This window comes from Microcystis sp. M53602_WE12, from assembly GCF_030065455.1.
GTDB classification, from domain to species: Bacteria; Cyanobacteriota; Cyanobacteriia; order Cyanobacteriales; family Microcystaceae; genus Microcystis; species Microcystis aeruginosa.
Genome location: NZ_JASJFB010000668.1, coordinates 1 through 16,490, shown reverse-complemented (window position 1 = coordinate 16,490; position 16,490 = coordinate 1). Strand labels below are relative to the sequence as shown.

Annotated in this window: 7 protein-coding genes; 1 reads left to right on the top strand and 6 read right to left on the bottom strand. The window is 42.2% G+C overall.

Features of this window, described 5'->3' with window-relative positions:
- Positions 1-23: 23 nt before the first annotated feature.
- The 4 genes from PX482_RS20825 to PX482_RS20810 form a co-directional block, all read right to left on the bottom strand.
- A complete protein-coding gene (locus PX482_RS20825; protein WP_288027401.1) occupies positions 24-5,468 on the bottom strand; it encodes a type I polyketide synthase in 5,445 nt (1,814 codons plus the stop codon).
- Positions 5,469-5,663: 195 nt separating this feature from the next.
- A complete protein-coding gene (locus PX482_RS20820; RefSeq protein ID WP_288027399.1) occupies positions 5,664-9,458 on the bottom strand; it encodes an AMP-binding protein in 3,795 nt (1,264 codons plus the stop codon).
- Positions 9,459-9,551: 93 nt separating this feature from the next.
- On the bottom strand, positions 9,552-10,214 hold the full coding sequence (locus PX482_RS20815; RefSeq protein WP_002776854.1) for a nitroreductase family protein: 663 nt from the start codon (positions 10,212-10,214) through the stop codon (positions 9,552-9,554).
- 31 nt (positions 10,215-10,245) lie between these two features.
- On the bottom strand, positions 10,246-11,175 hold the full coding sequence (locus PX482_RS20810) for a VOC family protein (RefSeq protein ID WP_288027397.1): 930 nt from the start codon (positions 11,173-11,175) through the stop codon (positions 10,246-10,248).
- A 728-nt stretch (positions 11,176-11,903) separates the two neighbouring features.
- Here PX482_RS20810 and PX482_RS20805 point away from each other — a divergent pair.
- The gene (locus tag PX482_RS20805) at positions 11,904-13,346 is read left to right on the top strand and encodes an AAA-like domain-containing protein (protein WP_288027395.1); all 1,443 of its coding nucleotides are present in this window, start codon (positions 11,904-11,906) and stop codon (positions 13,344-13,346) included.
- Here the strand turns inward: PX482_RS20805 and PX482_RS20800 are convergent.
- The gene (locus PX482_RS20800) at positions 13,343-16,060 is read right to left on the bottom strand and encodes an AAA-like domain-containing protein (RefSeq protein WP_288027393.1); all 2,718 of its coding nucleotides are present in this window, start codon (positions 16,058-16,060) and stop codon (positions 13,343-13,345) included. The two genes, PX482_RS20805 and PX482_RS20800, sit on opposite strands and share 4 nt — an antisense overlap.
- Before the next feature lie 201 nt (positions 16,061-16,261).
- Positions 16,262-16,490, bottom strand: a 229-nt coding sequence (locus PX482_RS20795; protein WP_288122966.1) for a hypothetical protein, incomplete at its 5' end; no start/stop codon positions are given.

Here is a 16,490-nt window from a genome sequence, read left to right as displayed (position 1 = left end):
GATAGGGTTTGAGGTCTGCTTTTCTAACCTAAGGAATTTAATTCCTGTAGCAGTAAATCGGACAATTCTTCTAGGGATAAGTCTTCTTCGTTGAGGGGATCAATATTGCTATCTTGATTTGCTCCTATTGCTAAGGGTTTTAAACTAAAGTCAAGGTCAATAACTTCAGTTACCAGATAATCGACCAAACTGGTCACTGTTGGGTATTTAAAAGTGATAGTTGCCGCCAGAGATTTACCTAAATCCTTGGCTAAACGATTGCGTAATTCCACCGTCATTAAAGAATCCATTCCCAACTCAAAAAAACCTTGGTCAACTTTGGTAAATTCTCTAGCCGGAATACCGAGAATTTCCGCTACAATCCCTTGAACATGAGCAGTCAAAGCCGCAAAACGCTCCTCAATTGGTACTGTAATTAAGACATCAATAAAATTATTGTCTGGGGTTAATTTTTGGGCTGAAAAACTCTGGAAATCTCGTAATAAAGGCGGAATTTTTTGATTCTCGAAACTGTTAAAAAAGCTATTCCAATTGAGAGAAGCGACAGTTACCTGTGTCCGAGAAGTCGTCAGCAATGTTTCGAGGAGATGCAAACATTTTTGGGGATCAAGAGGGGTAAAACCCTGTTTAATTAGCCTTTTTTTCGCTTTTTCGCCTAAATTTTCGGCCATACCACCCTCTGCCCAGGGACCCCAATTAACGGTCAGGGCCGGCAGTCCTTGCGCTTGACGATAATGGGCTAGACTATCTAAAAAGGCATTAGCACTAGCATAATTACTCTGTCCAGAAGACCCTAACACCGAGGCCATCGAGGAAAAATTAATAAACCAGTCTAAATCCACTTCTTGACTGAGGAGATGCAAATTCCAAGCGCCGAGTATTTTGGGGGAAAAGACGCGCTCAAATTTCTCCCAAGTCTGTTTGGATAAGCTGGCATCCTCTAACACCCCGGCCGTGTGAATAATTCCTTTTAAGGGGGGTAACTGTTGCTCGATTATCTCAAAAGCCCGACGCATTTGGCCAAAGTCGCTAACATCGGCGGCAAAAACTTCTACATTGGTTCCCTCTTGTCGCCATTGGTCTATAATTGGTTGGGTTTCTGGAGTTATTCCCCGGCGACTTAGTAAGACGAGGGATTTTGCTCCTTTTTTCCTTAACCAATTAGCCACTTGCTGCCCTAAGGCCCCTAGACCACCAGTAATAAGATAGGTGGCATTTTCGGCAATTTCTCGGTTTTTTAGCGACGATTTCGGGATAAATCGCCCTAAACGAGCCACATAGCTCTGGCCTTGCCGCCAAACGATTTGATTTTCCTCCTCCGAACTTTGTAAAGATTGGAACACCTCTAGGGCTAAGGTGTGGCTATCCTGAAATTTATCTCCATCTAGACACAGACAGCGCAATTCTGGGTGTTCTAGGGCAATAGTCCGTCCTAATCCCCAGAGGGAACTTTGGGCAAGGGCAATCACTGTGGGTTGAGAAGGAATGTATTGAGCCGATTGGGTGACAATATAGAGGCGAGGAGAGTAATTAACCTCTATTTTGCCTAGTTCTTGCACTATTTCCAGCAAAGTTCCACAAATTCGCTCCTGAGTGACGGCTAGGTTTTGATTATTTTCTAAAGCTTGGTCGTCATCGATTCCCCAGAGATAAATTAGACCTTGATAGGGTTTTTTGAGGAGATATTGCCAAGTCTGGCGATTGTTTTCGGTGATAAGTTGGCATCTATGCCCTTGTTGCACCAATTTTTCGGCTAATTGTTGCCCTACTCCCTTTTTGTCGGCAAAAATTAACCAATCTCCTGTTTCTGTCCAATCCATTCCCGTCAAGTCCGTGGCTTGCCAAGTAATTTCGTATAAACTATCCTTGAGGTCGTTGGTCTGGGAAAAGAGGGTTTCTGGCCGGGCCTGTTGAAAGGTTAATCCGTCAATTTGGCTAATTAATTGACCCGATTCGCTGAAAATAGTTAAATCAGCGATTAAGATGCCGTTTTGCAAATTGCTATGGCTGAAGCGACCATGACAGTATATAGAGGTGTCCTTAACTCCCGAAAAGGTCAATCGGTCAATATTAGTGGGAAGATAGGTGCTATTCCCTGCGGGAAATAGTGCCGACATAGCGTGAAAGCAACCATCAAGTAAGACAGGATGTAGCTGGTAATCCACCGCTTGCGAGAGTAGATGGGAAGAAAGTTGAATTTTTGCGACAATTTCGGACTGATTGCGGTAAAGTTCCTGGATAACTCGAAAACTTTCCCCGTAGTTCACTCCTTTACTTAAACAGTCCTGATAATGCTGTGCAATTTCGATTTTTTGGTGACAACGGTTCCGGATATCTGTCCAATTGCAGCTGGGTAAGTCCTGGTTTTCATTGGTTAAATTACCGGATAGATGCAGTAGGGAAACTTCCCCTTCCCCAAGACTGAGAATCTGAAATTGTCCCCCCGCTAGTAAGCTTAACTGTACCTTTTTACTCTGGTTGTCTGAGAAAATTAAGGGTCGATTCAGACTCAATTGGCCAATAGTAAACTGCTGATTGGGATATTGTTGACCGGCTGCCACTATAATCATCTCTAGATAGGCCGCGGCCGGGAAAACTACCTGGCCAAAAACTTGATGTTCTTGCAGATAGCTCGGAGAGCAGGGAGAAAGAGAGGATTGATAGTGGACATCCTTTGACCCCAATAGATGCAGCGGTTGCTGTAGGAGGGGGTGGAAAGCTGCCGCCACTGTCGGGGTTTTTAGCTGAGAATCAATGTAATCTAACCAATAGCGTTTTCTTTGGAAGGGATAGGTCGGTAAGGGGATTTTTTCGCGTAAATAATCCAGGTCGAATCCATTCCAGTCAATTTTGACCCCTTTTACATAAAGGGTCGCTAAACTTTGGAGCAGGGTTTCCCAATTCGACTGTTTTGGGGATAAACTAGCTAACCAGAGACCTTGGTCGGTGAGATTTTGCTGACCTAGGCTAATTAAAGTGGTTTTGGCACCAATTTCTAGGAATATTTCCGTATTTAACTCTCCTAATCTTTCTATACCCCGGGCAAACTCTACGGGAGACAGTAGATGATTAACCCAATATTGGGAAGTTGCTATCTCTGCATCGATAACATCCCCAGTCAGGTTAGAAATAAGGGGGAGACGCGGGGAATTATAGGTGATAGTTTCGGCAATCTTGGCAAATTCCCCCACCATACCCGTCATTAAGGGAGAATGGAAAGCATGGGAAACCGCTAAAGTCTGACTTTCAATGCCTCTCTGATTGAAGTTAGCGATTAAATGGTTAATAGCCTCAGTTTCGCCAGAAATGACCGTATTTTCTCGACTATTGACCGCAGCAATGGTACAGATGCCCCTAATCTTCCTCAGATGATTGGTCACGGTGTCGGAATCGGTAAAAATTGCCGCCATTATGCCGTTTTTCGGTAATGTCTGCATTAAGCGTCCCCGATGGGCAATTAACTTCAAACCGTCTTCTAAGCTAAAGACTCCCGCTAAACAAGCGGCCACATATTCCCCTAAACTATGACCGATGAGAGCATCGGGTTTCACTCCCCAAGATAACCAGAGTTGGGCGAGGGCATATTCCAGAGAAAATAGGGTAATTTGACTGTAAAAAGTCTGATTAATCAACTGACTGGTTTTTTCGTCCCCATATAACACTTGCAGTAAGGATTTCACCCCATAGCTCCGTAAAATTTCGTCACATTTCTCTAAAGTTTGGCGAAAAGTCGGTTGCGTTTCGTAGAGTTCCCTAGCCATTCCGGGATATTGTGAACCCTGTCCCGTACACATAAAAGCCAGTTTAGGGGCTTTTTTCGAGGTTAAAATACTTTTTTGACCTGAAAAGCGATTTTCATCCCTAATAAAGTCTTTTAAAGCTTGCTCAAGCTGTTTTTGAGCCAGAAAGGGAATAGCTAAACGATGCTCAAAATGCGATCGCCCAGTATTAGCGGTATAGGCCAGATTTGCCATGAACGTCTGGGAATTTTGACCTAAAAAATCGTAGTAGCGTTGAGCTAATTCCCGTAAGGCTGGCTCACTTTTCGCCGAAAGGGTAATTAAATGACAAGGACGCTCTAAATGAGGTTTTTCGTCACCAAGCCGCTCAAAATTGCTTTCCTCCACGATTAAATGGACGTTAGTCCCACTCATCCCAAAAGCGCTCACTCCAGCCCGTCGGACTCCTTCTCTGACCAACCAAGGGGTAAGAGTGGTGGGGATTTTGACCGGCAGTTTTTCCCAGGGAATATAGGGATTAGGGTTCTTAAAATGAAGATTAGGGGCTATTTGCTGATTTTGTAGCTGTAAAACTGTCTTAATTAACGCCGCAATTCCCGCAGCTCCTTCCAGATGCCCCATATTAGTTTTCACGGTTCCCAAAATCAGGGGGTTATCTTGGCTATGACCCTGGCCATAAATTTTCCCTAAGGATAAAACCTCGATGGGATCTCCTAAAGATGTACCTGTACCGTGAACTTCGACGTATTGCAGATCTTTAGGTTGAATTTTCGCTCTTTCGAGGGCTTGTCTGAGTAAAGCTTCCTGTGCCTGACCATTGGGGGCGGTTAAGCCATTACTTTTTCCATCGTGATTGACAGCCGAACCGCGAATTTGGGCGAAAATAAGATTGCCATCTCGGAGAGCATCACTGAGACGTTTTAAGACCACGACACCGCAACCTTCGCCGCGACCATAACCATCGGCCGAAGCATCAAAGGTTTTACTGCGACCCTGGGGAGAAACGGCTTTTAATTTACAATTACTAATCGCAGTGGCCGGGGTTAACATCAGATTCACCCCCCCCGCTAAAGCGAGATTGCATTCTTGGCCGCGCAGACTTTGACAGGCCAAATGTACTGCCAAGAGGGAGGAAGAACAGGCCGTATCAATTTGCAGAGTCGGACCGTGAAACCCAAATAGATAAGAGATTCTGCCGACGGCAATAGCGCGACTGGTTCCTAAACTGTTGTAAGCATCAATGTGATTGACTACGCCTTGATGAAAACATAATTGGGCATAATCATCGCGAAAAATGCCCATAAATACGCCAGTTTGACTATTAATCAAACTTTCGGGCGCAATAGCCCCATTTTCTAGGGACTCCCAACAGACTTCTAACAGTAACCGTTGTTGCGGATCCATGGCGGCGGCTTCCCGGGGTGAGATGCCGAAGAAAGCCGGGTCAAATTCGTCAACTTTGTCTAAAAATGCCCCTTCCCGACTATACATTTTCCCCGGAACATCGGCATCTTGGTGATAATAATCGGCAATATTCCAACGTTCTAGGGGAATTTCTGTTACTGCATCGATGCCATTAACCAATAACTGCCAATAACTTGCGGAATCATTGACTCCTGCGGGAAAACGACAGCCCATCCCCACAATAGCGATGGGTTCGGTTTGCGCTTTGACCATTGCATCGAGGTGTTTGTATTGTTCTAAAAAAGCTTGTTTTTGTTGATTCATCTTCCTAACAACTCTTGTCTTGTTATGTCACGTCACTTTCATCTCAGGTTATGCTTGGGAAAAAGTCACGGATAAGCGGGAAAAACCTTGATACTGTCGGGATGGGAAAATTTAGTAGCATAGTCACAATTGTCCCCGTGACTCCGAGGTGGGGGATAGGTCAAGGGAAATTAGCTATCCTATCCCCACCAGCGATTAACTAAAGAAGGCAGAGATTTCTTCTTCGGATATTTGGGGTAAAACTGCTAAAATTTCGCTTTTTTCCCGATTATTTGCCGATTCAGCCCCAGTATTGCTTTGATTAATCTGGTTAGCTAAATATTCTGCCAAACTATCAATAGTGGGATAATTCCAAACAATGGTGGCTTCGACGGGGATTCCCGACCAATCGGCAAGATCTTGGGCTAATTCCACGGCAAAAATTGAATCTAAGCCAAAATCAGCAAAAGACTGGCTGGTTTGGATAGTGGCTGGATTGACCTTTAATTTCTGGTGTAACCAATTACCTAACCACATTTCCACCTTTTCGGGAGTTTGTTGGCTAAGAAGGGACTTTTTCGGACTAGAGGGGCTATTTATTCCGTCTTGCCGCGTTTGAATAGCAATTTCGACCAGAGAAGTTTCAGCTTGAGGATGAGTCTGTTTAGCTTCTGGTTCCAACGTCAATAACTCGTCGAGTTGATAATCGGAACCCTCTAGACGTTGTTCGATATCATCAATAGATTGAGTATAATCGAGGATACGATCGCGGATAGTTGCCACCGAAGAAGCAAAGTTTTCTTCGGGTGTTCCCCGGAGAGCTTTCTGCACACATAAATCAAACTGCAATTGACTCCAAGCTAGGGCATGACTGTACTTTTCCCCGGGGTGAATTTGGGCCATTTTCGCCGTTGTTGCTACTAAAGCGGCGTAACAACCCAATTCTCCGATTAAAGAATAAGCCCAAGCTAAGGCGGCAGAACGATCACCCCAGAGATTAGACTGGAGACAACGCTGATTAATAGATTGGGCGGTGCTGTGGAGTTGCAGGGCAATCTCGGGCGCTTCCAGAACTTTTGTCAGAAATTCGCCTAATTTGTCCGTATGGGTGATACTTTTGCCCAAAAAGATTTTCAAACTTTCGTTAGGACCTTCGCCAATTCGTAAAACTCTGGCATCCCGGAGAATTTGCGGGGCAAGATTAGTTTCCATGTAACCTCTACCCCCGAGCATCTGAACGAGACTATCGGCCGCTTCCCAGAGGTAATCAGCCCCCGTAATCTTGGCAATAACTGCCATTTCCCTGGGAACGGCAACTTTTTGGTCTAAGGCGGTGGTAATACACTTTAAGAGACTGGACAAGGCCACCGTAGCCCCAGTTAAATGGTCAAAACGGGCTAAAGTAATCGGACTTTCTAGCAATTTACCTGTAGCGATCGAACGACGGCTGGCATAACGTAACATTAATTGTAAACAGCGTTTCATGCCGCCAACTGCCATCATGCCAATACCTAAACGGGCATAAAGTAAAGCATCGTCGGCGGGTTCAGTGCCATTGCCCAATTCTCCCAGCAATTGCTCTTTAGTGACTAAAACATCCTCAAAATAGATGGCATTTTGCATAATTCCCCGTAATCCCATAGTTAGGGATTCAGGTCCCAAACGCAGACCGGGGGTGCCTTGACGGACAAGAAAACCTGTCAAACCGTTATTCCCCGGTTCTTCCGAATCAAGCAAACGGACAAAAACATTAATCATTCCGGCCCAAGCAGAACCATTCCAACGCTTAAGGCCGCGAATTCGCCATTTATCTCGACCATCCGGCACTGCAACGGTACTAATTGCCCCGATATTCGCTCCTGCTTCCGGTTCCGTCATGCCAAAGGAGGATAATTGTCTTCCTGTCGCTAAAAGAGGTAATAATTCTTGCTTGAGGGAAATAGTCCCGTAGTTGAGCAGCGGACGGATACCTAAGCTGTTATTGAGACTCACCATCGTCGCCAAGGTTAAATCAATGGCGGCTAATTGTTCCATCACCTGCAAAAAATTGCGATTATTAAGGGCTATTCCCCCGTATTCTTCGGGAATCTGCATTCCCATCAGTCCTTGATTGCCAAAATCCATGACAATATAGGGCGGCACACAACGACGGTCATCAATCAGATGGGAATTAATGCGAGTTTTGGCGTAATCTCGCAACCAAGTCAAGATTTGCTCGGTTTTTTCTTGACTAGCGGTTGTGGGGTCAGCTTGGTGACTGCTGAGGGGGGGGGTTAGCGTCGGCATAGGGGATGAAATTAGTGGAAGTTGCTGGTTTAAATACTGTTGACGGCAAGCGTGGCGTTGAATTTTGCCGCTAGAAGTTTTGGACAGAGATGCGGGTTTGATAAAAGCGATATCATAAACTTGCAATTCGTGTTCTTGAAAAACCGCTCGACGAACTGCTTCTAGGGCTTTTTGCTGGTTAAAACGGCGAATTGCCGTTCTTTCTACCTCTTGAACTAGGACTAACTTTTCTTCTGCCTCGATTTCTACGGTAAAGGCGGCAGTTCCACTGGGGCAAAAGTCGGGATAGCATTGTTCTACGGTCTGTTCGATATCCTGGGGATAGTAGTTACCACCGCGAATAATCATCAGGTCTTTCAAGCGTCCGGTGATGTATAGTTGACCCTGATGAATAAAACCTAAATCCCCTGTACGCAAATAAAAACCCTGTCCAGTATCGGCGATAACTGCTTGAAAAGTTTTTTCTGTAGCTTCGGGATGTTGCCAATAGCCCTGGGCAACGGTTTTGCCTTTCACCCAAATTTCTCCCACCTGCTGGGAGGGACAGCGTTGACAGGTTTCAGGATTAACAATGGCAATTTCTGTGTCGATTTCTGTTTGTCCACAACTGACTAAGGATTGAGAATTTGGGCTTTTTTCCGTAAAAACGATTTGATGACGGTTTAAAGCGGCTTTTTCAACCCAGCAGATTTGAGGAAGTTGATTTTTCCTGACAGCAGCAACTTTTAAGGTGGCCTCGGCTAAACCATAACCCGGACAAAAGGCGGCAAACTCAAAACCACAGGGGGCAAATTTACGAGCAAATTCGCTTAAAATTTCCATTCTGACGGTTTCTGCGCCATTTAAAGCCACTTTCCAACTGCTTAAGTCTAAATCCGCCAGCTGCTCCTCTTTAATCTTGTCAAGACAACGTTTATAGGCAAAATTAGGGGCGGCAGTGTGGGTGGCCCTGTATTTGCTGATGGCATTTAACCAACCGAGAGGACGTTGTAAAAAGGAAACCGGGGACATGAGATAACAGGGAAATCCTCGATAAAAGGGCAGTAAAATGCCATAAATTAGCCCCATATCATGAAAAGTTGGCAACCATGTCACCATAACGCTCTTTTCATCGTGTTCCCAGCCTAAATCTAAATCTCGGAGGTTGGTCAAAAGATTCTCGTGATTGACCATCACTCCTTTGGGAGTCCCCGTGGAACCGGAGGTGTATTGTAAAAAGGCTAAGGTATCTGCTTTTATCTGAGTGGGGTGGTCTTCGGCTAAACTTTTGCCGATTAAGCTATCCGTAGCTAGAAAGGGAATATCTCTGTCTAGTTGCCTTTTTAATTGGTCTAATTCCGATTGTGTGCTTAAAAGTAAGCTTGCTTGCGAATTATTAATAATAGAAGTTAAGCGAGCCATCTTTTGGTTTTTCTTGGGCAAATTAACTGGAATTGCCACTACTCCTGCTAATAAACAGCCGAAAAACCCACTAATAAACTCTAATCCCGAAGGGTATGCTAATAAAACTCGTTCCCCCGGTAATAGGATGGATTGGAGACTATTGGCAATCGCTTGCGCTTCCAGAAATAATTCCCCGTAGGTAAGGCGTTTTTCTTCGGTTTCGCCATCGACTAAAAAGGTATAAGCAGTTTTTTGGGGTTGGTATTGGGCGCGATAACGAATAATATCGACTAAACTGCTTATTTCTGACAAATTAAGCTTAGTATCTAAACAAAGAGTCATTTTTTTACTCCCCATTATTCAATGGAATCGAAGACAAAGATTTAATCCTCTCGCACCGGGAAAAGTTTCTGGTGACGGGGGGCGACGGTCACTCTAGGGGTGATTTGGGCTTAAATTAAAGGTTTCTCCGTAAATTTCGCCATAGCAGAGCTTCTGAGTCCCAAAACGTCCCCCATACTCGCTCAAGGGTTCATCAGCGTATCCCAAGGCTAAGAGACAACAGACATCGACCGTATCGGGAATTTGGAAATACTCGCGCAAGGGTTTAGCCACAAATCCTTCTAGGGGACAACTATCCACCCCCAAGCTTTGCGCCGCTATCATGAGATAAGTAACCGCAATCATAACTTGTCGGTTGCTCCAAGCTTCTGGAGACTGATAACAGGGTTTAAATTGGAAAAAAGGCGGAATGGCCATGTGCATGAACTTGGCCCGTTTTTCGGAAATCGTCCCCTCTTGTTTTCCTAACTCAATTACTTGATTAATGTAACCACGATGGTTAACTTGGCGATCGCCACAACAGATTAAAACCACGGGTGCATCGACTAATTTATCTTGTTCAAAGCCGAATTCTCGCAATTTTGCCTTATTTTCTGGTTCTCTAACCACTATAAATCGCCATGGTTGCAAATTATAACTAGAGGGAGCTTGGAATCCTAAACGAAAAATTTCGGCTAAAATTTCTTCGGGAATGGCATCGGTGCGAAATTTACGAGTAGAGCGTCTTTTTTGAAATATTTCAGCAATATTCATCATCTAAACCCTTTTATGAGACGTTTTCAACGGTTTAACCTAAAAAACTTTCGGGAATCGCCGGTCCCCATTGATAGAGAATATCTAACCCCCCGGCGTGAAGTTCTGGCTCGGTGGTTTGCTCGAAAAGGTCCCCATCGGTAAAATGTTCAATGAGGCTACCGAAAGGATCTTGCCAATAGTCAAACACTTGACTTCCCAACAAATGGCGACCAATACCCCACACAGGAGTCCATCCTTTTTCTCGTAACCAATCGTGGCCGATTTTAATAGAGTCAAAATCTTGCACCTCGAAGGCAGTATGATGGACTTTGGGGTGAGAACCTTGCAACATGGCGATGGTGTGATGATCAACCCATTCCTCTCCCCGTTGACAACGAAGAAAACCCCCGACTCGTAAACTGGGATGGCCGTAATAAATTAAATCTGTTGCTTTTAAGCCAAAAGTCTGCTGATACCAGTGATAGCTTTCCTCAAAGTCTTTGACATCAATAGCTAGATGACCTAGACGTAAAATAGGTGCGGGTTCTTTTTTCGGCCTTTGGGTGCGACCTAAACGGGTTTTGCGACTAGCGTGATTCCATTCTAGGGGTTCAGGAATCGGCAAAGGTTCCACTTCCTCGATACCATAGACCAATTCTAGGTTAAAACCGTTGGGGTCAATAATTTTGATGCGCTGACCACCGCCGGGGGTGAATAGGGTTTCCACGGTCGAAGCGGAGGCTAAAGTGGCTAGTTCATGTAAGACGGATTCTGATGTCGCTTCTAGGGCAAAACTGACAAATTTAGCTTTTTTTCCCCATTCTACGACATAGACAAACTGTTTTTTGCCTCTAGCTCGCATATACAAGGCTGTATCGGTTTTAACTGCGGTAATCAGGCCAAAATCCCTCAAAAAACGTTCGCACAGGTCTAAATCCGGATGTTGATAGGTAACGTAGGCAATATCAGCAATTTTAGTCATAGTCGGTCATCCAGTGGAGTTGTCTAATTCGGCACAAAATAGCCAGACAGATATCGGTCAAAGTGCTGCCATAGCAAGGGGAAAAAGACTATTAAGAAAATCTGAACTTTGTTGTGGTTGATTATGGCATTGTGGGTACACCCACAGTCAAAGGCTAATTTTTCTTGCCCTCAATTGCTATCCCAGACTGGAGTTTGAGTAACTTGGGGGTGGAGAAAAACCTTGGGGAACTTCGGGGTTTTGCGGAAAATTTTTTTGAGAGATGTGGTCAAGGTTGTCTAGAGTACCTCGTTAAATTGGACTTATTGAGAAAATATTCACACTAATTGAGAATCAACAAAGGTTTCATCAGGGTTTCAGGCGGTGCAATGCTGAAGTAAATCTATTTTTTGAGGTACCCTCTAGAAAAATCCGCTATCGTTCGAGTAAGCAAGTCAGAGAATATTGGGATCAGTAGCAGCGGCAAGGATTATTTCTGTTTCCACTGCCCAAATACCCCTCTGAAATCAATCTTGTTGCACCTGAATGGCATCAATTGAAAACTCGCGAACTGACAGGTCAAATTTTTCTCGAACGGTTGGATTTAGCGCACGCCGTTAAACAGGGGAGCGAAGCTTGCACTCAAAAAGGAGGATAGGAAAGTCACTGTTTTAAGTTTAATCCGTAACCAAATTATTACTTAAATTTCTCAATTATCAGCAAAGTCCTTAATTACTAAACTTGAGATAATGTCTAGAAAAGTTACCTATGGGGATATTCCCAGACAAAGAACCAAATATCTGCTTAATGCTCTGTTAAAGTTTGCTAACTACGAGGTGGATAATTGTGAAAATCTGGCGATTAAATTTAGCTGGATTAATGAGAAAAAATTGAAAATTCAAGCCGAACTTAATGCTTTAAAAATGCTGACTGAAAAATGTGGTCAAAGGCTGGAGTTATGGCAAATTCGTGATGCTTTGACGGAATATCTTAACGAAAAGTTTTTAGGTATTTTGGAAGATCATCGTCTCAATAATCAAGGAAAAATTCGTACTTTTCAAATTACTTTTTGGCAACGGGGTCATGATATTTTAACCAACCTAAGGAGCTTTGATCAAGAGTGGGCAAACAAAAGTAAACATCAATCTCCCGCAATTGCTGCTATTTTCTCCTCTTTAGATGAGGAAAAACAACAGGATTATCAGACCTATATTAAGGATTATGTAAAACGTCCACCTCTGGAGGAAAATTGTCTCAAAGTTCTTCAGCAAGAACAATCGTTGCTAAGAATTCGCGCACCTCATAATAGTGGCAAAACCCGTTTAGTTAATTGGTTAGTCCATCATCTCAAACAAGATAATTATCAACCAGTTATCATTGATTGTGAGGAGGAAAAAGCTACTATTGCCCTTAGTTGTGAAGACTTGCTGCTGTCGATTTGTCGTACCATTACCCAAGAATTAAAGATTAACGAATCTCTTCTCGATAAATTTTGGTCTCGTCCCGGAACTCCTGCCCACAAAACTCGACGATATTTAGAGGAATATGTTCTCCAACCCAGTGCTAATCCTCTGGTTTTTGTCTTTGAAAAATTTGATACAATTTTGGAAACTGAAACAATCGGTAATGAAATTTGTGGTATTCTCAGAAGTTGGCATGAAAGACGTTCCCAACCTTGGCGGAAACTGCGCTTAATTATTATTCATTCAACGGAATTTTATAGCAACTACGATTTTTATGCCTCTCCCTTAATTGGTGTAGGTTATGTGGCTAGTTTATCGGATTTTAATGCGGAACAAGTTCTCACTTTCGCTCAAGTTAATGGCATTAATTGGACGTTATCAGATGTTAACAAGGTCATGAACTTAGTGGGAGGTAATCCTTATTTAATTAAGTTAATCTTGGTAAAATTGCAAGAAGGGAATTCTCTAGAAAAGGTTCTAGATGATGCCTTGCAGGGACGAGAGCCATTTCAAAGTCATTTTTTCCTACTGATGAGATATCTGAAAAGTAATGCTAACCTCCAGAATATTTTTAGGCAAATTCTTCAGAAAAAAGCTCTGACTCCGGCTCAAATGAAAGGAGAATCTGTCCAATTTTTGGAACGATTGGGACTGATCCACAAAAGTTATGATAACCTAGAGGTTCGTTGCAATTTGTATCAAGTATATTTTGACGACTTGCTTGATTAGTCTCGTTGAGATTCCAATTGAAACTGAATTGAGTTTTCAAGTTTTGCTTCTAACTTACTCTTAACCCTGACAGTAATTGGTTCTCGATTAGATTCGGATTCATTATCTACAAACCTGAGAGAATTGCCTGAGGTCAAACTGGCCGAAAGATTGAGGTTTTCTAAATATTCTTGTATCAACTCTGAAGAAATTTTATTCTGGGATTGCAAGGCTCTAATAGCAGCTATAAATGATTGGGCTGCATCATAACTGGTAGCGGTTCGCCAACTAATATCTTCTTTCCATAAAGCTTGAGCATCTCTGACAAAATTTTGGGACTTAATTAGATGGGAAAACCAAGGCACAGCCAAAACTAAATTATTAATAAATTTACCGCTATCAACCAACATTTCATGTTCATACATGGAATGACTCCCTAAAAGAACTAGCTTATTTTTCAGTTCTGGAGTGGTGCTGGTATTTAACTGTTCAAGAGTATGAGATAATTCTACTACCACAGAAGCTGATTCCAAACTGGGAAATAAGACAATTCCTCTAACTTGATCTTGGGAAAATGCTTTTAAAACTTCTGCGTCAATATCTAGGGAAGATGATAAATCAATTACTTTAGTGATTTTACCGCCTTTTTTTTGGAAAGCTTGATGAAACTCTTGAGTAAGTTCTTGGCTATCAATCTGGTTATAATTATTAAAAATAATTACCTTATCTAGATCATGTTGGCTGGCATAATTAGCTAAAGTTTCACCAATTTTTTCATTGGTGATAACGGTTCTAAAAAAGTATTCACTCTCAATTACATCCGAGGAACTTGTCGAAGAAATTAAAGTAATTTTGGCTCTTTCATAGATAGGTAAAGCTGCTAAGGTGGCTTCACTAGAATAATGTCCAATTACTCCAATAACTTTGGGGTCTTTAACGATTTCCTTGGCGACTATCTTAGCAACTTTTTCGTCATTATTATCATTGGCAATAACGAGATTTAAAAATAAATTATTCGCACTTGTCGGTAATTGGCTATTAAATAAATATTGTGCTTGAGCAATCCCTTTCAGGATTTCTTGGGAAATTTCATTTTTTTTGCCACTGGGAATAACCACCGCCAAAGTCACATAATTATTACTTAAATAAGCGATGGCATTATTATAATAAATTAATGTTTCTGCATCTTCAGGATGAGCAAGATAGGCTTTTTTGAATAACTGTTTAGCTTCCAGATAATTAGCATTTTTAAAAGCTAAAATACCCCGATCTTTATAAAAATTTTCCTGTTTAATAAGTAGCTTTTTTTCGCCTTGGCTAAATAGTTCAGGCTCCTTAGTATAGGGGATTTTATAAAAGTAAGGTAACAGCCATGACTGGTAGAATCCCAACCCAAGTAACCCTGTAACAATGCTAGTAAATATTCCCGCTGCTAACATAAATAAACGAGATTGTTTTTGACGAGTAATGCTTTCAGAGGCTGCTAAAAAACGATAATCGATACTATCTAATTCTTTATCTTCTTGCCATTTTTTAGATTCCTCTAACTTTTTCCCCGTCAGTAAACAATTTGTATCGGTAAAATTTGAGTCTTCCCACTTAGCAATTTCCGATTGATAAGGACGACTAGCTGCTAATACATTATATAACCATTTTTGATTAAAAATTGCCTGATAAATAGCATTAGCCACTCTAAGATAGCCCTGATTATCGACGATAACTAATCCAGATAGTAATAATTCATCATGTTCTGGTGTGTTACTCGCTTTCACCAATTTACCTTTTAAAACATTAGCATAAACCCTTAGTAAATACCCTTGATCAGGATGATAAATAAGTCGCTCTCTTATACTTGATAAAAAAGCAGGTTCATCTTTTTTTTCCCAGTTATCAATAATGTGTTTATAAACAAAATCTCGCATCCAAGCTGATAAGAGAGACTGAGGTATTGTAACTTTAAACTTGGCCATTAAATAGCACAATTTTTGAGTTAGAAAAGGTTGACCATTAGTCCAGCTAAAAATTTCTTGTAGAATTTCTTGAGGGGAAACACCCAACCCTTCTAGTCCTTGCATCAAGGGTTGACAGTTATCTTCTAACGACAGTCCATTTAATTCAATTGCTTTACCAATATTGAAAGGAGTTCTTTGACTATCCTGAATTAATTGATTGGGGGTAGCCGTGCCAATTAAAACAAATGAAATACGATTAAAATCTGCATTAATAACTCGCTTTTCATGACAAGACCTAATGTAAGCAAAAAAGTCATCAGTAGCAAAGGGTAGTTTTCTAACCACATCAATTTCATCAATAAAAATAACAATGTTGTTTGAAATTTTTATCAATAAAATTTCTTTAATAAACTGTCTAAGTAACCCAACATTAGAAACAGATTGACTGGCAATCCAAGATTCTAGATCCGTCATATTTAGTTTTAATTGTTCGGCAATTTCAATAATTAAGGAATGATACCAGCTAGATTGATCTACTGATGTCCCCAATTCATTTAAGTCTATACGGGAACAGGCAACTCCTTGGGCTTCAATTTGAGTTTGGATGCGTACTGTCAAACTTGACTTGCCCATTTTGCGAGAATTAAAAATATAACAATACTGACTGTTCATCAGAGCTTGGTACAATTCCAGATCAGCCCTTCTATCCACATAGCTTGGATCGGAAGGAGATAAGGTACTAGAAAACTTATAAACATTCTCGGCGGTTCCGTTTTCTTGCATATTTCGGTATTTCATTGACCAGATAACCAGAACTTGGGTAAGTAATACCAGTTTGAACTACACTAACCCCGGTGATAAATCCAGAAAAAAACCGCGCTCACTCATAGCCGATTATTGGTAAGCTAGTTCTACTCTGAATGAAATTGGCATATTTTCTTAGGGTAAACTCATCGGAAATTTTGGGTCTGAAACCCCGCCGTTCTAGGTTGGCTTTACGTTAGAATTAAAAGGCCAGTCTCGAAAACCAAGTGGACGGCGCAGCACCGTTCGGCTGAGCTCACGGCCGAAGCCTTGAAAACTCGGCTTAGGGGGTTCCGACCAGAAAAGCTTGGCCGGGTAAAAAGTCGCGCGCAACAAGTACAAGAAGCTATAGGCGGTCAACGTACCGTGGGACACAGGGAATCGGGCTTCTGAAATGGGGCGAAAGTCT